The sequence below is a fragment of the Stenotrophomonas sp. CFBP 13725 genome, from assembly GCF_014841935.1.
Taxonomy (GTDB): domain Bacteria; phylum Pseudomonadota; class Gammaproteobacteria; order Xanthomonadales; family Xanthomonadaceae; genus Stenotrophomonas.
The window spans coordinates 311,404-330,303 of sequence record NZ_JACYUV010000001.1 but is presented as its reverse complement, the minus strand read 5'-3'; the positions used below and the strand labels follow the sequence as shown (position 1 = coordinate 330,303).

Genomic DNA, 18,900 nt, shown 5'->3' with positions numbered 1-18,900 from the left:
ACAAACGGCGCGCCGCGGTCGTCGGTGCGCGACCGCGGCGCGACGCGTAAGCGAGAATAGGCGCCGCTTGTGAGATCGAAGGTGTTGTTCGCTGTATGCGCCGGACTGTTGTGATGTGTGTAGCACTGGTTGTGTCGCCGTTGAGCATGGCGGCCCCCCTTGAGATCGTCGGCCGTGCCACCGTGGTGGACGGTGACACGCTGGCGGTGAACCAGAGACGGGTACGGCTGTGGGGGATGGATGCGCCTGAGAGCGCGCAGCACTGCAGCACCGCGCAGGGCACGCGATGGCCCTGCGGACGCCGTGCTGCCAATGCGCTGGATGCACATCTGCAGGGCAGGACCGTGCGCTGCGTGCAACGCGACGTAGATCGCTACGGCAGGTCGGTCGGTGAGTGTTTCGTGCAGAACGAATCGGTGAACGCCTGGATGGTCCGGTCCGGCTGGGCAGTGGCCTACCGTGAGTACGCCACCCGGTATGTCGAGGATGAGCAGCGGGCCAAGGCGCAGAAGCGGAACATCTGGCAAGGGGCCTTCCAGATACCGGCAGATTATCGTCGTGCGCAGCGTGCCGCCCATGCACGTCCCACTCAAGCCGAATCGGCGCCTGCCACGGGCTGCCGTATCAAGGGAAACATTTCAAGCGGCGGCGCGAAGATCTTCCATCAGCCGGGCCAGCGCGACTACGCGCAGACGCGGATCGAGTTGGAAGACGGCGAGCGTTACTTCTGTTCGCCGGAAGAAGCGAGGGCAGCCGGCTGGCGCGCCGCAAAGCGGTAGCGCCGCTTTCGTGCTGCGCCGCAACGCGTATCGGGCGAATTCCCCAACGGCGTCCCCGTAGCGCAAGCCTTTTCGCACCTGGTGGCGTGACGGCATTGACAGCGCTGTCAAACCCGGCTTAGAAACGGTTCAGCATCGCTGCTGCACGCGACGCATTCGTCTAGCCTGCATCCAAGCGACCCGTTCTGATCCGACCAGGAATCCGATGCGCATGACTACCCGTTTCGTCCCACCCGCTGCCGGTCGTTTGACGCCTATGCTGTTGTCCGTTGCGCTGGCGTTGGCCTGCATGTCCAGCGCCGCCGCGGCGCCGGGGGAGGGTCGGATCCACCCCGCGCAGTGGCCGCAGCCGAACTGGCCGTTGCCCACCGACGCCGCCATGGAACAGCGGATCCGCGCGTTGATGGCATCGATGAGTGTGGAAGAGAAAGTCGGGCAGATCGTGCAGGGCGACATCGGCAGCATCACGCCCGCGGAAGTCAAAAAGTACCGGCTGGGCTCGGTGCTGGCCGGCGGCGGTTCCGATCCTGGCGGACGCTACAACGCCAAGCCCGCCGAATGGCTGGCCTTGGCCGATGCCTACTGGGAAGCCTCGATGGATACCAGCGCGGGCGGCCATGCGATTCCCATCATCTGGGGCATCGACGCGATGCACGGTCAGAGCAACGTGGTCGGCGCCACGTTGTTCCCCCACAACATCGGGCTGGGCGCTACGCGCAACCCGGAACTGCTGCGCGAGATCGCCCGTATCACTGCGGCAGAAACCCGCACCACCGGCATGGAGTGGACCTTCGCGCCGACCGTCGCAGTGCCGCAGGACGATCGCTGGGGCCGCGCCTACGAAGGCTATTCGGAAGATCCGGCACTGGTGGCCAGCTATGCCGGCGTGTTCGTCGAAGGGCTGCAGGGCAAGGCCGGGGCGGCGGACTTCCTCGACGACCACCATGTCATGACGACGGTCAAGCACTTCCTCGGCGACGGTGGCACCACCCATGGCAAGGACCAGGGCGACACCACGGTGACCGAAGCACAGCTGCGTGACATCCACGCCGCGGGCTACATCCCGGCGATCGCGGCGGGCGCGCAATCGGTCATGGCCTCGTTCAACAGTTTCCACGGTGAAAAGATGCACGGCCACAAGCCGCTGCTCACCGACGTACTGAAAGAGCGGATGAATTTCGGGGGCTTCGTGGTGGGCGACTGGAACGGCCACGGCCAGGTCAAGGGCTGCACCAATACCGATTGCGCGCAGACCTTCATCGCGGGCATGGACATGGCGATGGCCCCCGATACCTGGAAGGGCCTGTATGAGTCCACCGTCAAGCATGTGAAGGACGGCACGCTGCCCATGGCGCGGCTGGACGATGCGGTGCATCGGATCCTGCTGGCGAAGATGCGCATGGGGCTGTTTGAAAAGCCCAAGCCGTCGGCGCGCGCATTGGGCGGAAAGTTCGAACTGCTGGGATCGCCCGAGCATCGTGCGGTAGCGCGGCAGGCCGTGCGTGAGTCGCTGGTCCTGCTGAAAAACCAGAACGCGGTGCTGCCCCTGTCCCCGAAGCAGACCATCCTGGTGGCCGGGGATGGCGCGGACAACATGACCAAGCAGACCGGCGGATGGACGCTGACCTGGCAGGGCGACGGCACGAAGCGCGACGACTTCCCGCATGCCGATACCGTGTGGGATGGCATCAGGACGCAGGTGACGGCGGCCGGCGGCAAGGCACACCTCTCGGTGGACGGGTCGTATGAAACCAAGCCGGACGCTGCCGTGGTCGTGTTCGGCGAAGAGCCGTATGCCGAATTCCAGGGCGACCTGCCGGACCTGATGTTCAAGGGCGGCCGTTCCGGCGACCTGGAGTTGATCAAGAAGCTGAAGGCCGATGGCATCCCCGTGGTTGCCGTGTTCATCAGCGGCCGGCCGTTGTGGATGAACCGCGAAATCAACGCCGCCGATGCGTTCGTGGCGGCCTGGCTGCCGGGCTCGGAAGGCGAGGGCGTTGCCGATGTGCTGCTGCGCGGGCGTGACGAAAAGCCTCAGCATGACTTCCGCGGCAAGCTCAGCTTCTCGTGGCCCCGTCGTGCGGATCAGTACGTCAACAATGTGGGGCAGCCCGGCTATGACCCGCAGTTCGCGTTCGGCCATGGGCTCACCTACGCCGACAACGGCGACCTGAAGGCGCTGTCCGAAGAGCCCGGCATCGACCCGACCAAGACCCGCACCAGCACCTGGTTCGACCGCGGCGCTGCCAGCACCGGGCTGACCTTGCGCCTGACCGGCACCAATGGCGAGCCGGTGGACATCGTGCACCCCAACGCGGCGACACCGGACGGGTCGATCACCATGACGGCGATCAACACCGATGTGCAGGAGGGAGCGCGCCAGTTTGATTTCAGCGGGCAGGGCCTGGTTGAACTGCGCTCCAACACGCCGCTGGACCTGGTGCGGGAAACCAACGGTGACGTGCTGGTCATCGCCACGCTTCGCGTTGACGCGCTGCCGGCCAACGCTTCGGTCAGCTACGTTGCGGCAAGCGGCAAGGCGTCGCGCGGTGAGGTGCCGATCGCCACGGCGCTGGCACGGGCGACCCCCGGTGAGTGGACCCGCATGGGCGTGCCACTGCGCTGCCTGGCGAAGGCCGGCGTGGACATGAAAGGACTGGATGTGCCGATGGGCCTGCGTGCCAGCAAGGGCGTGAAGCTGTCATTGGCCAAAGTGGCCGTGGGTACGGAGTACGACCAGAAGGTCGACTGCGCCGGTTGAGCGGGTGCTGCGTCGACCTGGTGGTCCGGGTCGACGCAGCGCGCTGCTTAGAACAGCCCTTCGAAGGGGTTCCAGCTTTCCTTGCCCTTAACGCGCTCCATGAAGAAGCTGTAGTTGGTGCTCATGCCGACGGCGATGTTGAGCGCGGCCCACAGCGCACGGGCGACGATGTCCGGCATCACGAACGACAGCACGACCAGAATCACGTTGAGGCCGAGCACCACGAGGGCTTTGCGCCACATGCCCAGGATGGCCAGGTAGATCCAGCCGAAGAACAGGGCGAACAGGTTGACGTTGACCTTGAGCTTGTCACCGAAGGGCAGGGCCTTGAGGGCCTCGCGGTATTCCTTGGTCTTCGGCGCGCCGTGCTGCTGGAAGAAGTCGAAGCGGAACTGCCACTTCGGGCTGACGGGGGAGGTAGTACGTGTTTCCATTGACTCTCAGGCTCCATGTAATCGTTTACATGTTAGCGATAGTCTGCGCCAATGGGTAGCGCTGAGGTGCGCCGCGCGGTGCGCTCGCCGAGCGTGGCTCGGCGCTACCTGACCGTGCACACTGCCGTTGTAGCGCCGACCCATGGTCGGCGGGAGAGCGAAGGCACCGCGCGGTGCGTTCGCCGGGCGTGGCTCGGCGCTACCCGACCGCGCACGCTGCCGTTGTAGCGCCGACCCATGGTCGGCGGGAGAGCAAAGGCGCGGCGCTGCGCGCTCGCCGAGCGCGGCTCGGCGCTACCTGACCGTGCGCACTGCCGTTGTAGCGCCGACCCATGGTCGGCGGGAGAGCGAAGGCGCGGCGCTGCGCGCTCGCCGAGCGCGGCTCGGCGCTACCCGACCGTGCACACTGCCGTTGTAGCGCCGACCCATGGTCGGCGGGAGGGCAAAGGCGCAGCGCGGTGCGCTCGCCGAGCGTGGCTCGGCGCTACCATGGGCCCGTCAAGCACGGTGCTGCTATTTGCCGTCCACGGCGAAGGCGGCGTGGATAAGAGCCAAGTGACTCAATCCTTGGGGGGTGTTGCCCAGGCCCTGCTCGGTCGCCGGGTCCCACATTTCCGGCATCAGCCCGACATCGTTGCGGACCCGTGACAGAAGGGATTCGAACAACCGCTTGGCCTCTTCCGGCTCGCCCAGCAGCCCGTACGCCTCCACCATCCAGAACGCGCAGCTGATGAACGCGCCTTCGCACTCCTGCATCCCGCTGTAACGCCACAGCAGGTCACCGCTGGCATCGCACAACTCGCGCCGCATCGCATCGCGCGTGGAAATGAAACGCTCCCTTCGAACCTCTGCCAACCCGAACCGGCACGCCAGCATCAAGCTCGCATCCAACCGATCACTGCCGGCATGCATCACATACGACTGGCGCGCTTCATCCCAGCAATGCGCATCGATCCATTCCAGAATGCGCTCTTTTTCCCGCTGCCATCGCGGCAAGCGCGCGGTGGTGATATGGCCTTTTTCGGCCAGTTCGCAGGCACGTCGCAACGCCATCCAGCACTCGACCTTGGACATTGTGTAGTGCTGCATGTCTTCAAGCTCCCAGAATCCGCTGTCCTTGCGCATCCAGCCGTCGGCACACTCTTCGGCCAGCTCGAACAGCAGACGCGCGGTGGAAGGGTCGAAGATATGGCCAGCATCGATCATGCGGCTGGCCATCTCCATGACGTCACCGTAGCCACAGGTCTGCAACTGGTCGGTTGCGGTATTGCCCACGCGCACCGGCTGGCTGTTGCGATAACCGGGCACCTCCACGTAACGCTCCTCTTCCACCCGCTCGCCGCGCAGCGTGAAACAGGGTGCCAAGCCAGGCCGGTGGCGGCCGATGGTGGTCATCAGCCAACTGAAACCCGCCTTCGCATCTGGCGTTGCGCCCACGCGCAGGAAAGCTTTGATCACATAGGCCGCATCGCGTACCCAGGCATAGCGGTAATCCCAGTTCTTGTCACCGCCGATGCGCTCCGGCAAGGACGCGCTGACCGCCGCGGCGATGGCACCGGTGGGCGCGAACCACAGGAACTTCAGCGCGAGCGCGGAACAGATCACTTCTTCCCGGTAGGTGCTCGTGCACTTCAGGTCCGCCACCCACTGTCGCCACTCCCGGTCGGAGCGGTCGATGCGCGTGTCGATCTCCTGCAGCGGCGGCACCGGCAAGACTTCATCCTGCGAGGCGAGCAGGGCGACGATGTCCTGCTCGCCCGCATCGAGGACCAGAACGCCGCGCACCTGCCGGTCATCGCAGGTCTCCACCTGCAGTCGTGGAGAATAATGAAGCATGGTCATCACCGGGCCGACGTGGTGCACGCAGCCGTTCGGCGTTTCGCTCATCCACGGCGTGCAGGTGCCGCCCCGGTTACCGGGTTGGTACAAGAGATCGAACGTGACGCTGCCGTCCAGTACGTCGACACGGCGGGCGAGTTCCGACCACGGCAGCCTACCTGCCGGGCCGCTGTTCAACGATTCGGTGATACGCGCCGTTCCACTGGCCGTCCGCACCTCGGTTTCCAGCACGTTGCTGTTATGCCGGTAACGGCGCAGTACGTGCTCGCTGTCGCGTGGCTGCAGGACGAAGCGCCCGCCCTCCGGTGCATCCAGCAGCCGGTCCAGCAGCGGCGGGGCATCCATGCACGGTGCACACCACCAGTCGATGCTGCCGTCGGGTGCGATCAGCGCACTGGAGCGGCCATCCCCGATCGCGGCGTACCCGTTGATCGGTGCATAGCCGTCCGCATCGCGCCGGGTGTCGATCCCCGCAGCGTCGGCAGACGTCACGGCAGCAGCATCCCGCCCGTTGCACCGATCACTTCGCCGGTGATGTAGCTCGATTCCTGCGTCGCCAGCAGCACGTACGCCGATGCCATCTCGACCGGCTGGCCCGCACGCTTCAGCGGGGTCTGTGAACCAAACTCCGGGATCGCGTCCGGTGGCTGTCCGCCAGCAGGCTGCAGCGGCGTCCAGACCGGACCCGGCGCCACCGCGTTGACCCGGATGCCGCGCTCCGCGACCTGCTGCGCCAGCGCCTTGGTGAAGTTGACGATGGCCGCTTTCGTCGGCGCGTAGTCCAGCAGGTTGGGGGAGGGCTGGTACGCCTGGATCGAGGCAGTGTTGATGATGGTGGCGCCCGCCGGCAGATGCGGCAGCGCGGCCTTGCACACCCAGAACAGCGCATGGACGTTGGTGCGGAAGGTCGCGTCGAACTGTTCTGTGCTCAGGTCTTCGATTTTTTCCACCGCGACCTGTTTGCCGGCAATGTTGGCCACGACGTCCAGACCGCCAAGCGCGTCCACCGCCTTGGCCACCAGCGCGCTGCAGAACTGCTCGTCCTGCAGGTCACCGGGCACCGCAACGGCCTTGCGCCCCTCGGCCTTTATCAACGCCACGACCTCGGCGGCGTCCTGCTCTTCTTCCGGCAGGTAGTTCAGCACGATATCGGCGCCCTCGCGTGCGAACGCGATTGCAACGGCGCGTCCGATGCCCGAGTCGGCGCCCGTGACCAAGGCCTTTCGTCCCTTCATGCGGCCAAGTCCGACGTACGACGTTTCGCCATGATCGGCTGAGGGGGAAAGTGCATGCACGGTGCCCGGCGCCGTCTGCACCTGCGCGGGATAGGTCGGCTGCGGGAACTGGGTAAGCGGATTCTGCATGTCGTACTGATTGCGGGTGGTCATTGCGGTTCCTTGGGGGGAGGGAGTGAGCCGAAGCGTTACAGCGTTGCGGCACCGCCGGAGATCGTCAGCAGTGCGCCCGAGGTGTAGCTCGAGCTGTCAGCCGCCAACATCACATACGCCGAGGCGAGTTCCGCCGGCTGGCCCGGTCGACCAAACGGCGTCTGGCTGCCGAACTGCGCCACTTCTTCGGCGGCCATGCCAGCAGGAATGAAGGGGGTCCAGATCGGGCCCGGCAGCACCGCGTTCACGCGGATGCCTTTTTCGGCCAGCAGTCCTGCCAGCCCGATGGTGAGGTTGGCCAACGCGCCCTTGGTGCTGGAGTAGGGGAGGATGTTCGGAGTGGGCTTTTTCGAGTTCACCGACGCGGTATTGATGACCGAACCGCCGTCCTTCAGGTACGGCACCGACAGACGCGTGAGGTTGAATACCGCGTGCACGTTGGTTTCAAACGTCTTGCGCCAGTCTTCGAGCGTGATCTCGTCGAAGGATTCGTAGTAGCGCTGGTAGGCGGCGTTGTTGACCAGGATGTCCAGCCCACCCAGCTCGTCGGTCACGCGCTTGATCAGCGCTTCGGCCTGCGCGTCATCGCTCACGTCACAAGGGCAGAGAACGGCCTTCTGGCCGGCCTTTTCGATCAGCGCGGCGATGCTCTCCGCATCTTTTTCCTCACCCTTGAGGAAAGCGATCGCCACATCGGCCCCTTCCCGTGCGTAGGCAATGGCGACGGCAGCGCCGATGCCGCTGTCGCCGCCGGTGATCAGGGCTTTCTTGCCTTTCAGCAGCCCGTGGCCGACGTAGCTGTCCTCACCGTGGTCGGGGCGCGGCTCCATCTTGTCCGTCTTGCCGGGGAAGGACTGCTGAGGGGTGTTGAACGGGGGCTTGGGGTAGTTGGGGACTGACATCAGCATTTACTCCGGGGGCAGCAGGGAAGCCGGAGTGTGGCGGGGCGACGGTAAAGCGCGTGGCCCCGGGATGTCTGCGTGATGTGGAGAGGGCACGGGAAGAAGCGCCGCGCTGCGCGCTCGCCGAGCGTGGCTCGGCGCTACCAGACCATGCACGCCGCCGTTGTAGCGCCGAGCCGTGCTCGGCGGGAAAGCAAAGGCGCCGCGCTGCGCGCTCGCCGAGCGTGGCTCGGCGCTACCAGGCCGTGCACGCCGCCGTTGTAGCGCCGAGCCGTGCTCGGCGGGAAAGCAAAGGCGCCGCGCTGCGCGCTCGCCGAGCGTGGCTCGGCGCTACCAGACCATGCATGCAGCCGTTGTAGCGGCGAGCCGTGCTCGGCAGGGCGACTTCACGCGGAACATCCTGTTGAGGGTGTAAACAGATCGTTCTGCGTTTCACTCCACGCTCACCTTGCGGTGCAATCCGCAATCAAGTTGTTGAATGCGATGAATTAAAGCGTCGGTATCGTTATTAGTTGCAGATTTGAATTAATAGCTCCGCCAATTGATGGTGTCTCCGCAGCCTGCAATCATGCGCAGCTTCCCCCTCACATGCCGCATTGGAACGCTTCCGTGGACGATAGCAACGGTGATGCGGGCTCTGAACAACCCCATGCCTGGTCACGTCGGAGATTTCTCCTGGCGTCGGCCTCGATGGCGCTGTTCGCAGCCTGCCGTCGCAGCGATACCGCTGCTGCCGGCACCCAGCCAAGCGCCAACCAGCAAGCCGACTCCGTCCCGTCAGACGCTGATGCGGCCGCAGATGCCAGGTTCCTGGCGTTGTCCAGTGCCTTGACCGGCAAGCACGATCTGGATCCCTACGTGTCCGGGCGCATCCGCGCTGCGATGGCCGTCCATGAGCCGGCCACCACGTCCACGCTGGATGCGCTCCAGCGCTTGGCCGGCACAGTGGACTCACCGGAGGAGTTCATTGCCATCCCGGCTGTCCGCGACGCTGCGTTGGTGATCGTCGCGGCCTGGTACACCGGCACGGTAGGCAAGGGCACCGACGCAGTCACCGTGGCCTACCGCGATGCGCTCATGCAGCATCCGGTCGCCGACGGCATCTTCCCGGCAACCTACGCCAGGGGTGGCCCTGCGTGGTGGGTTGCTGCGCCTCCGCCGGCCGTCGCCGCACGCTGAAAACATCCTGATCCTGTCGATAGCCGCGCGGCGCTGATGCACCGCGCCTCCGGAGTGCTGTTCCGTGAAGAAACCTACATTCAACAACGGTGACGTCGAGGCAGACGTCATCGTGGTCGGTTCCGGCGTCGTTGGCGCGCTGGTGGCCAACCAGCTCGTCGCCGCCGGTCACAGCGTGGTGATGCTGGAGGCCGGCCCGCGCCTGAAACGGGCCGAGGTCGTACAGAACTGGCGTAACGCGAGCTTCGAACGCCGCTTGGGCAGTGACTTCCAGGGCCCGTACCCGCAGTCGCCGCACGCCACCGCACCGCTGTATTTTCCAGCCAACGACTACGTCGCCCTGAGCGGCCCCGATGCCAGCAGTTTCCGCCAAGGCTTCATCAAGGCGGTCGGCGGCACTACCTGGCACTGGGCGGCGTCGTGCTGGCGCCACCTGCCGGTGGATTTCAAGATGAAATCGGCCTATGGGGTTGGCCGCGACTGGCCCATCGCCTACGCGGACATCGAGGACTACTACTGCCGGGCAGAAGAAGCGCTAGGCGTATCGGGGCCCAATGATCCGACGCGGCAGAGCCCGCGCGAACGATCCCGGCCCTATGTGGCAGACATGATTCCCTGGGGGCACGGTGATTCCACCTTCGCCGAGGTCGTCAACCCGCACGGCTACAACCTGGTGCCGATCCCGCAGGGCCGCACCATTCAGCCCTGGAACGAGCGGCCCGCCTGTTGTGGCAACAACAACTGCCAACCCATCTGCCCGATCGGCGCCATGTACAACGGCATCCACACCGTCGACGCGGCCGAGAAGAAAGGCGCGGTCGTGCTGGAAGAGGCCGTGGTCTACCGCATCGACACCGATGCGCAGAACACCGTCACCGCCGTGCACTGGTACGACCGTGACCGGGTCAGCCACAAGGCCACCGGGCGACAGTTCGTCATCGCCTGCAACGCACTGGAAACGCCGCGTCTGCTGCTGCTGGCGGCCAACGAACAGAACCCGACCGGCATCGCCAATGGATCTGATCAGGTCGGACGCAACATGATGGATCACTCCGGTTTCCACTGCTCCTTCATTGCCGACCGCCCGATCTGGCTCGGCCGCGGGCCCGCGCAGTCCAGCTGCATGGTCGGCCCGCGTGACGGCAGTTTCCGGGCGGACTACTCGGCCAACAAGATCATCCTCAACAACATCAGTCGCGTGCCTGTCGCGACCCAACAAGCGCTTGCGATGGGGCTGGTCGGTGATGCCCTCGACGCGGAAATCCGCAGACGGGCCGTGTATGGCGTGGATCTGTCCATCAGCCTGGAACCCTTGCCGGACCCGACCAACCGCCTCACCCTGTCCACATCCCGGGTGGATGGGCTGGGCCTTGCCTGCCCGGACATCCACTATTCGCTCGGTGACTACGCTCGCAAGGGGTATGACAAGGCATGCGAGCAGCTGCGGCACATCGGCTCGCTGTTCAACGCCGAAGAATTCAACATCACCACCGCGCTCAATGCGAACAACCACATCATGGGGTCCACCATCATGGGCAGCGACCCGCGCGATTCGGTGGTGGATGAGAACTGCCGCGCGCATGACCACGCCAACCTGTGGCTGCCCGGCGGCAGTGCGATGGTGTCGGCAAGCGTGGTCAACAGCACCCTGACCATGGCCGCGCTGGGCCTGAAGACGGCCGATGCCATCGAGCGTGCGCTGTGAGGGCGGCTGCGCTGGTCCTGTTGGCGGCGGCGTGGGCGCTGTGCGTGCCCGCGGCCCATGCAGACGATGCGGTGGAGCGGGGACGTTACCTGGCCACGGCCGGTGATTGCATGGCCTGCCACACCAAGCCGACCAACGGCAAAGCCTACGCCGGCGGCTACGCCATCGCCTCGCCGATGGGGCAGATATGGGCCAGCAACATCACCCCTTCCGTGAAGTTCGGCATCGGCCGCTATAGCGAAGCCGACTTCGAGCGCGCCGTACGCCAGGGCATCCGCAAGGATGGCGCCCGTCTGTATCCGGCGATGCCGTACACCGCGTATGCCAAGCTGAGCGAGCAGGACATCCACGATCTGTATGCCTACTTCATGGCCGAGGTGAAACCGGTCGATGAGGTGTCCCCGTCCACCGACCTGCCGTTCCCGTTCAACATGCGCTTTTCGATGGCGGGCTGGAACCTGCTGTTCCTGGATGACGCGCCGTTCGTCGCCGAACCCTCCAAGGGTGCCCAGTGGAATCGTGGCGCTTATCTGGTCGAAGGCCTGGAGCACTGCGGCAGCTGTCATACGCCGCGCGGGCTGCTGATGCAGGAAAAGTCCAGCCAGCCGTTGGCAGGAGGCTCGCTGGGGCTGTGGTACGCCCCCAACATCACCTCTGACCCGGTGAGCGGTATCGGGGCGTGGACCGATCAGGAGATCACCCAGTACTTGAAAACCGGCAAGGTGAGCGGCAAGGCGCAGGCCGGCGGCGGCATGGCAGAGGCCATCACCCACAGCCTGTCCCACCTCACCGATGACGACATCGCATCGATCGTCACCTACCTGCGCACGGTGCCCCCGGTGGCGGACGCGGGCATGACCCGCAGCGCCTCTTCCTGGTCGCTGCGGGAGGGCGGCGCCACGACTGCCGGCGAGGCCCGCCTGCGCGGCACCTCGCTGCCGCTGGACAACGGCCAGGTGGTCTACGACGGCTCCTGCGCCAGCTGCCATGGCAGTCGCGGCGAGGGCAGCGCGGATCAGTACTATCCGTCCCTGACCCACAACAGCACGGTGGGCGCAGCGACCCCGCAGAACCTGCTGGCGACCATCCTGAGCGGCGTAGACCGCGAGGTGGCGGGTGAGCACGTGCTGATGCCGCACTTCTCCACGGGCTCGTACGTGCAACCGCTGACCGACACGGAAATCGCCAACGTCGCGACCTACGTACGACAGCAGTTCGGTCCCGGTGACAGCGTATCGTTGGACGACGTCAAGCGCGCACGCGCAGGCGGTCCGGCGCCGCTGCTGATGACGCTCACCACCTACGGCCTGCCGGCAGCCGCACTGCTGTTCATCGGGCTGGTGTACTGGCTGTGGCGTCGTCGCGCCGCGCGCAGGAAGAGGGGTCTGTGATGCGCGCCTTGTCTGGGGTGCTATCGCTGGCTGCGCTGCTCGCCGCGCAGCAGACCGCTGCCGCCGAGGCGCGCCTTGAGCCCGCCGCCAAGCCGGTCGACACGGTAAAGCAGGTGCCGCTCAGCACGGGATTACCGCTGCGCAACTGGTTGCAGGATGCCGGCATCACTCCCACTGCCCGCGCCGTGGTGTCATCGGCGTATGCGGATGGCGGCTACCGTGGTTCGGGCAGCGCCACGGCCACGCATCTTGATCTTGGCGCCATCATCGACACCGGCAAGGCCCTGGGCGTCGACGGTACGGTCAGGATCGTGCTGTCCGACCGCTTCGGCCAGGCAGTGCATGACCGCTACACCGGCAGCTACATCCAGAACCAGGCGTTCTGGGGACAGGGCCAGAATTTCCGCCTCAACGAGGTGTCCTACGAACGCTCGCTGCTGGACAAGCGGCTCAGCCTGAAGGGTGGCTTCTTCTCGATGGGCAACGATTTCGGTGGCCTGCCGTACACCTGCAATTTCAACAACAACGGACAGTGTGGCCACCCACTGGGGCCGATCTACAGCTCGGGCTGGCTGGATAATCCCACCGGCCAATGGGGGCTGCGTGCCAAATGGACCGACCCCTCCGGCTGGTACGCACAGACCGGTGTGTTCGATGTAAACCCCTCGCGCAAGCAGGCCGACAATGGGTTCAAGCTCGCGCTGGATGGAAACACGGGCCTGTTCTTCCCGGTGGAACTGGGCTTCGTCCATGATCCCGGCCAGCGCGGTTACGGCGGCACTTATAAGGTCGGCTATTACCGGGACACGTCCAACGCCGTGCAGCTGGGCGACCCTGCGGCACGCGAGGCTTCGCACCGCAGCGGCGAGTACATCCAGCTTGCGCAGCGCATCTGGAAGCCGGAAGCAGAGACGGTGCGTGGCGTGTCCGCGTTCGCCATCGCCACCCAGGCCGATGTGCGGACGGGGTCGCTGCGGCGTTCGTGGGAGCTCGGCGTAAGCTGGCGCGGCCCGTTCCGCGCACGCGAGGACGATATCGTCAGTGTCGGGTGGACCCGGCTGGATTTCTCCGACCGGCTGCAGGCGCAGCAACGCAGCAGCGGTGACCCCGTGCAGACCCGTGAGCAGATGCTGGAGGTGAACTACGGCGTGCAGGTTGCGCCTTGGCTGATCCTGCGGCCGGCGGCGCAATATGTGACCCGGCCTTCCGGCCTGTCCGAACGGCCCGATGCCTGGGTGTTCACCCTGCAGGCGCAGGCCACGCTGTAGTCGTTGTCGCCACGGATGGCGTGACACCGCGTTGCGGCGGTTTGTCGCAGGGCCGGCTGGCGGTGCCCCGGTAAACTACCGCCTTGGGTCGCTCGCGGTACGGGTCCGACGTCCACCCGGTCACGCACGGATGAGCATGGGTAACGCACTGATTGTCTACGCATCCACCCATGGACATACCGCGCGCATCGCCGGCGTGCTGTCGCAGCGACTGCGCCGGGCAGGTCACGGAATCGACCTTGTCACAGCGTTCGATGCGTCTGGCCTGGATCTGACACGCTTCGATGCCATCGTGGTCGGCGGCAGCATCCGTCACGGTCGCCATCACGCGCGGCTGGCCGCGTTTGTCCGCGCCAACGGTGCGCAGATCAGCGCCGCGCGCGGCTTTTTTTTCTCCGTCAGCGCGATAGCCCGCAAGGCCACGAAGCGTACGCCGCAGGGCAACCCTTACGTGGCGCCATTCCTCGCCCGCACCGGATGGACGCCGGACGGCATCGCGGTGTTCGCCGGTAAAATCGACTACCCGCAGTATGGGTTCTTCGATGCGACGGTGATCCGCCTGATCATGAAACTCACCGGCGGCCCCACCGATCCTGCCACGGCCACCGAGTTCACCGACTGGGCCGCGGTGGATGCGTTCGCCAGCGTGATTGCCAACGCGCTGGCCCCGGAAACGGTGACCCCCGTGGCGCAGCCCACCCCGCGTCTCAGCGCGGATCGCCCCCTGCAGCACGTTGGCTGACGCACTGCGCGCAGCGGCCGGAAATCTCCACCGCGTGTGTGGCCGGAACAAAGCCGAGGTGGCGCGATGCCGCAACCCATCCCGGTTCCAGCGGAGCGGACCGCAGCATTGCGACGCTGGTGCACGTGTCGCAGACCAGGAACGTGCAATTGCCCGGCGTGCCGGGCGGCAGGAACAGATAGGCATTGATCGAGTTCAATTTCACCGCCCAGCCGTGGAACTGCAGGAACTCCATCGCACGATAGACCGCGGTGGGTCCGGTTCCGGGCAAGGTCCGCCGGATCTCATCCAATACGGCGTAGGCCTTCAGCGGGCCATCGGCCCCCGCCAGGATGTGCAGCACCCTGAGCCGGGCCGAGGTCAGCCGCTGGCCCCGTTGCTGCACCAGCCGATGGATCGTGCGGATGCGCTCATTGTCCAGCGCCGCGACAGCGGGGCGGTGGGGCGGCGATGTGGGGGGCAGGGCAAGCGGCATGGAATCTCCTGTCGGGGCGACGGCAGGTGCGACGAGGGAAGGAACTCCGATGGACCGGCCGATGGGTCATGCGGGCTCGGCCACCACCACGTAATCATGGCCATGTGCCAGCCCACCACGCTGCCGGGCCAGCGCCAGTGCGCGCGCCTGCAGGTCGGCGACATGACGCAGCAATGCGACGGCCAAGGTGCGGTCTGGCAGCTTGCCTGCCGCCTGCGAACACATGGCCAACTGGCTCTCGATGAATCGGCTGCCGTAAGTGATGGCCACGAGCTGTGCATCGATGATGCGGAAACCGGCGGCCTCCAGGCTGCGCAAGGCCCAGTCCAGCGGGTACTCGCGATACGGGCTGTCACCGGCCATCAACAGGCAGGCATCGCGCAGGCGCCCGATGTCGTTGACCATGCGCCCGGCCTCGGTATCGGGCTGACCATGCACGTAAGGCTGCAGCCCGATCATGTACAGGCGCTTGCCCACCAAGGGCCGCAGGCGCGGGAACAAGCGATCCTGCCAGTAAGGCGCAAAACCTTCGACCGCTCCCAGCAGATAGTCGGCGAGCACCACGTCGTAGTGCTCGCCGGCCAACAGCTGCGGATCCATCCAGTTGCCCACCACCAGGCGATCGTCAGCGCGGGGGGACAGATGCAGGGCCTGCGTGGTCTTCTGCAGCATCTGCTCCGAGCCGGTCACCGCCGTCCAGCGCTGGGTGTCCAGCGACTCCAGCCAGCGGATCGAGGCGGGACCGGTGCCGGCGTCTAGGACCGCGCCCCACGGCCGGTGGCCGTGGAGCGTGGCGACCCGGTCATACAGGGTCTGAGCCATCGTCAGAAGCGGTAGCTGAAGCCGACGCTGACGTTGCGTCCCGGCTGCGGCACCGTGTTGGCGAGGAACGAGGCATGGTTCCAGACCTGCTCGTCCATCAGATTGCTGCCGCGCAGGAAGACCTGGCTGTTGTGGTGGGGCAGGGTATAGGCAATGGTCAGGTTGACCATGTCGTACGACGGAGTTTCCATTTCGAAGTCGTCGATGTGGGTCTGTCGGTTGACCCGGTACAGTTCCAGTTCGCCGTCGAACTGGCCCACTACCAGGTTGGCGCGTCCACCGAAGCGCGCCGCCGGGATGCGCGGCACGTTGCCGCCATCGGCAAAGCGCGCCCGGGTGCGGTCACCGAACAGGCTGGCCGAGAAGGCGTCGGTGAACTGATAGCCGACCTCCGCCTCCACCCCGCGGAACTCCACGTCGGCCTGGGTGTATTTGATCAGCCGGAAGGCTTCGTACTGGTCGAGGGTGCGGGCGTAGATGTAGTTGTCCACGTTGTTGGCGAAGGCGCCTACGCTGAAGGTCAGCGGTCCTTCGGTCTTGCGCAGGGTGAGCTCGGCATTGCGCGAGGTCTCCTTGTCCAGGCCGGCATCATTGGCTGCGCCACCGCAGGTCAGCGCGCTGCGCAGCAAGCCGCACTCGTAGGTATTGGTGGCCATGTGGATGCCGCGCGCGTACAGCTCCTGCGCGTGCGGCAGGCGCTGTGACCGCGATAATGCGAAGGTCAGCGATACATCCGGACGGAACGACCAGATCGCCGCACCCGAGTACGAAGTGGCGGTGTCATCGAAGGTCGGGCGGTTGCGGACATCGGCCTGCGGCTGGTGCTGCAACCACTCATGCCGCGCGCCGAGCTCGAAATGCCAGTGTTCGTTCAATTCGACGTGCTCCACCAGAAACAGACCGGTGGTGCGCGTGTCGACGGTCGGCAGGAACGCTTCGATCCCTTGTGCACTGAAGGTGGTGTCGGCGTGCTGGATGCCGAACACCCCGGTCCACGGCCCCAATGGCACGTGCTCCAGCTCGATGCGGCTGTCGTAGCCCTTGTTGGCGAAGGTGGTGGTTACTTCCTCGCCATCGATCTCGTCATGCTGGTAGTCGGTGTGGTTGGCACGGAAACGGATGCGGCTGATGCCGGGGAACGGGTCGCTGTACTCGCCGCGCAGGTCGATCCGCTTGCTGGTCAGGTCGATGGCCGCGACGTGCTCGTGATCGTGTTCGTGCGCATGGTCGTGGTCGTCTTCCGCGCCGTGTTCGTGCGAACCACAATGCAGCGCGCTGCCGTGGGGGTGGCAGCCTTCGTACTCATGGCTGTGGCCGGGCAGGCCATATTTGTCCTCGCGATACGAATAGGAAAGACCGACGTAGCCGTTGTCGGTCACCCAGCTGGCACCGACGCTGCCGTTGCTGGAGCGACTGAAGGTGGCATCCACCCGTGACTCGGCAAGATCCGGCGCACGGTAATCATCTGCGTCCTTGTAGGAGCCTTCGGCGTGCAGCACCAGGTTGGAACTGCCGATCTGACCGGTTACCGAGGCCGCCCCCACACGCTCATTGGCTACCGTGTTGCCGCGGACCAGCAGGCGGCCTTCCAGGCCGTTGTCCGGCAGGCGGCTGGGGATCTTGTTGTCCAGTACGTTGACCACACCGCCAATGGCACCGCCGCCATACAACAGGGTGGCCGGACCACGCAGCACTTCAATGCGCTCGCCCATCAGCGGATCAACGGTGACGGCATGGTCAGGGGAGATGTCAGATGCATCCAGCACGGACGAACTGTCGGAGAGCACTTTCACCCGCGGTGCGGTCTGCCCGCGGATGACCGGCCGTCCGGCACCGGCGCCGAAGGAATCCACGCGGACGCCCGGCAGGCCGTCGAGCACTTCGCCCAGGTTGCCACCGGCCTGCTGGATCTTCTCGGCACGGATCACGCTGACCGGCGAGGCGATCTTGCTGGCGTCTTCGATCATGCCGGTTACATGGACGGCATCGAGCGTGGCGGCGGACGGGCGGAGCGCAGCATCGGCGCGGGCCTGCGGTGCGATGACACCGCTGGCGAACAGGGCGAGCGCGATATGCGCAGCGAGCGTGGTACGGGTAGACGTCATGCGGTTTCCATTGCCCGTTCTGGGCATGCAGTGGCGAAAGAGTTGGGCGGCGCAGTGCGATAGCCGGTACTGGAAGATCCGGCACATCGCGACGTGAACCATCCAGCAACGGATGTTATAACATTACATGCGCCTAACACCACTGGCATCGTCATGCTGCATCGGGCTGCGGTGCTCAGCCCTGCAGATTCCGGCAGATGGATGGCGCGTGACCGACCACGCGGCGGAAGGCGGCGGAGAACTTGCTCGCATTTGCGTAGCCCGCCGACTGCGCGACCGCCGTGACACTGCAGCCTCGCAGCAGTTCGGTGCGGGCCCACTGCATGCGGTGATGGGTGAGGAAGGTGTACGGCGAGAGCCCGGTCGCCGCCCGCAACGCCCGACCGAAACGCGACGTGGGCATACCCAGTGCAGTGGCCATCGCTGTCACCGTCGGGCGGCCATCGCGTGATGCATCGATATAAGCAAGCAGGGCCTGCACCTGCAGCGCACTCAGCGGACGCACCACCTTCAAGGAGCGCTGGGTCTGCTGCGCGAGCTGGGCCAACCGCTGCAGCACGGCCATTGCGCCCGCGTGCAGCAGCGCATCGGACAGCACGCCGCCTTCAGCCGCCGCCCACAGCGCGTGCAGCAGGGCGCTGACGGTGGCGTCACGGTGCAGCGTCATTGCCAAGGGATCCAACTCTGCCGCAGCAAAAGGGGGCTGACACAGCGCCGCCCAGTCAACCGCCAGACCCACCACCTCCAGAGCAGGGCTCACGTAACTGCCGGCCTGTCCCGGCAGCACCACGTTGAACTGGCCTACCGACCAGCGGGCATCCAGTGCCTGACGTCCAGAGGCGCGCTGCAGCAGGCGTCCACCACCGCCGACGGCAAGCGCCAGGCGAAGCTGGGCCGGCCGACCCATCGCACCTTCGCTTGCCTCGAACCGATGGCGTATCAGTGCGATCGCTCCATCGGCGCTGGAGGTCACCGCCAGCGGCGCTGCGAGGGCCTCCCGCTGCAGTACCTCGGCCAATGACATCAGCGTGCCGCGAATGGAGTCCTGCGCGTGCAGATGGAGTAGCGGCCCCGGTGAATTGTTACATCATAACAGTCTGTTTTCGACGT

Annotated in this window: 15 protein-coding genes; 7 read left to right on the top strand and 8 right to left on the bottom strand. The window is 65.8% G+C overall.

Annotation, left to right across the window (positions count from 1 at the left end):
- Window positions 1-113 precede the first annotated feature (113 nt).
- The gene (locus IFT65_RS01390) at window positions 114-779 is read left to right on the top strand and encodes a thermonuclease family protein (RefSeq protein ID WP_249404983.1); all 666 of its coding nucleotides are present in this window, start codon (window positions 114-116) and stop codon (window positions 777-779) included.
- A gap of 211 nt (window positions 780-990) precedes the next feature.
- Window positions 991-3,540, top strand: a complete 2,550-nt coding sequence (locus IFT65_RS01385; RefSeq protein WP_249404981.1) for a glycoside hydrolase family 3 protein — start codon at window positions 991-993, stop codon at window positions 3,538-3,540.
- A gap of 47 nt (window positions 3,541-3,587) precedes the next feature.
- Here the strand turns inward: IFT65_RS01385 and IFT65_RS01380 are convergent, their stop codons facing one another.
- The 4 genes from IFT65_RS01380 to IFT65_RS01365 all read right to left on the bottom strand — a co-directional run bounded on the left by IFT65_RS01380 (window position 3,588) and on the right by IFT65_RS01365 (window position 8,103).
- On the bottom strand, window positions 3,588-3,974 hold the full coding sequence (locus tag IFT65_RS01380; RefSeq protein ID WP_192079546.1) for a DUF2628 domain-containing protein: 387 nt from the start codon (window positions 3,972-3,974) through the stop codon (window positions 3,588-3,590).
- Between the two features lie 513 nt (window positions 3,975-4,487).
- Entirely contained in the window at window positions 4,488-6,305 is a 1,818-nt protein-coding gene (locus IFT65_RS01375; RefSeq protein WP_192079545.1) for a glycoside hydrolase family 15 protein, read from the bottom strand.
- Complete coding sequence (locus IFT65_RS01370) at window positions 6,302-7,201, bottom strand: SDR family oxidoreductase (RefSeq protein ID WP_192079543.1); 900 nt, start codon at window positions 7,199-7,201, stop codon at window positions 6,302-6,304. The genes IFT65_RS01375 and IFT65_RS01370 overlap by 4 nt, the downstream gene beginning before the upstream one ends.
- Window positions 7,202-7,236: 35 nt before the next feature.
- A complete protein-coding gene (locus IFT65_RS01365) occupies window positions 7,237-8,103 on the bottom strand; it encodes an SDR family oxidoreductase (protein ID WP_192079542.1) in 867 nt (288 codons plus the stop codon).
- Between the two features lie 588 nt (window positions 8,104-8,691).
- Between IFT65_RS01365 and IFT65_RS01360 the strand changes: the two genes are divergently transcribed.
- From IFT65_RS01360 to hemG, 5 genes are all read left to right on the top strand, one after another.
- Window positions 8,692-9,282 carry a sugar dehydrogenase complex small subunit gene (locus IFT65_RS01360; RefSeq protein ID WP_192079538.1) on the top strand — a complete coding sequence of 197 codons (591 nt, stop codon included), beginning with the start codon at window positions 8,692-8,694 and terminating at the stop codon, window positions 9,280-9,282.
- Between the two features lie 64 nt (window positions 9,283-9,346).
- Window positions 9,347-10,987, top strand: a complete 1,641-nt coding sequence (locus IFT65_RS01355) for a GMC oxidoreductase (protein ID WP_192079531.1) — start codon at window positions 9,347-9,349, stop codon at window positions 10,985-10,987.
- Window positions 10,984-12,378, top strand: coding sequence for a cytochrome c (locus IFT65_RS01350; RefSeq protein ID WP_342365824.1), 1,395 nt, complete (start codon window positions 10,984-10,986; stop codon window positions 12,376-12,378). Before IFT65_RS01355 ends, IFT65_RS01350 begins: the two co-directional genes overlap by 4 nt.
- Complete coding sequence (locus IFT65_RS01345) at window positions 12,378-13,646, top strand: carbohydrate porin (RefSeq protein ID WP_192079527.1); 1,269 nt, start codon at window positions 12,378-12,380, stop codon at window positions 13,644-13,646. Before IFT65_RS01350 ends, IFT65_RS01345 begins: the two co-directional genes overlap by 1 nt.
- Window positions 13,647-13,782: 136 nt before the next feature.
- A complete protein-coding gene (gene hemG / locus IFT65_RS01340) occupies window positions 13,783-14,388 on the top strand; it encodes a menaquinone-dependent protoporphyrinogen IX dehydrogenase (RefSeq protein ID WP_192079524.1) in 606 nt (201 codons plus the stop codon).
- Here hemG and IFT65_RS01335 read toward each other — a convergent pair.
- The 4 genes from IFT65_RS01335 to IFT65_RS01320 all read right to left on the bottom strand — a co-directional run bounded on the left by IFT65_RS01335 (window position 14,354) and on the right by IFT65_RS01320 (window position 18,814).
- Window positions 14,354-14,863 (bottom strand): transcriptional repressor, encoded by a 510-nt coding sequence (locus IFT65_RS01335; protein WP_192079522.1) that lies wholly within the window; start codon window positions 14,861-14,863, stop codon window positions 14,354-14,356. The genes hemG and IFT65_RS01335 overlap by 35 nt on opposite strands.
- Window positions 14,864-14,929: 66 nt before the next feature.
- Window positions 14,930-15,685, bottom strand: a complete 756-nt coding sequence (locus IFT65_RS01330; RefSeq protein WP_192079520.1) for a class I SAM-dependent methyltransferase — start codon at window positions 15,683-15,685, stop codon at window positions 14,930-14,932.
- Window positions 15,686-15,687: 2 nt separating this feature from the next.
- Complete coding sequence (locus IFT65_RS01325; RefSeq protein WP_192079518.1) at window positions 15,688-17,790, bottom strand: TonB-dependent receptor; 2,103 nt, start codon at window positions 17,788-17,790, stop codon at window positions 15,688-15,690.
- Window positions 17,791-17,965: 175 nt separating this feature from the next.
- Window positions 17,966-18,814 (bottom strand): AraC family transcriptional regulator, encoded by an 849-nt coding sequence (locus tag IFT65_RS01320; RefSeq protein WP_249404979.1) that lies wholly within the window; start codon window positions 18,812-18,814, stop codon window positions 17,966-17,968.
- Window positions 18,815-18,900: the final 86 nt, after the last annotated feature.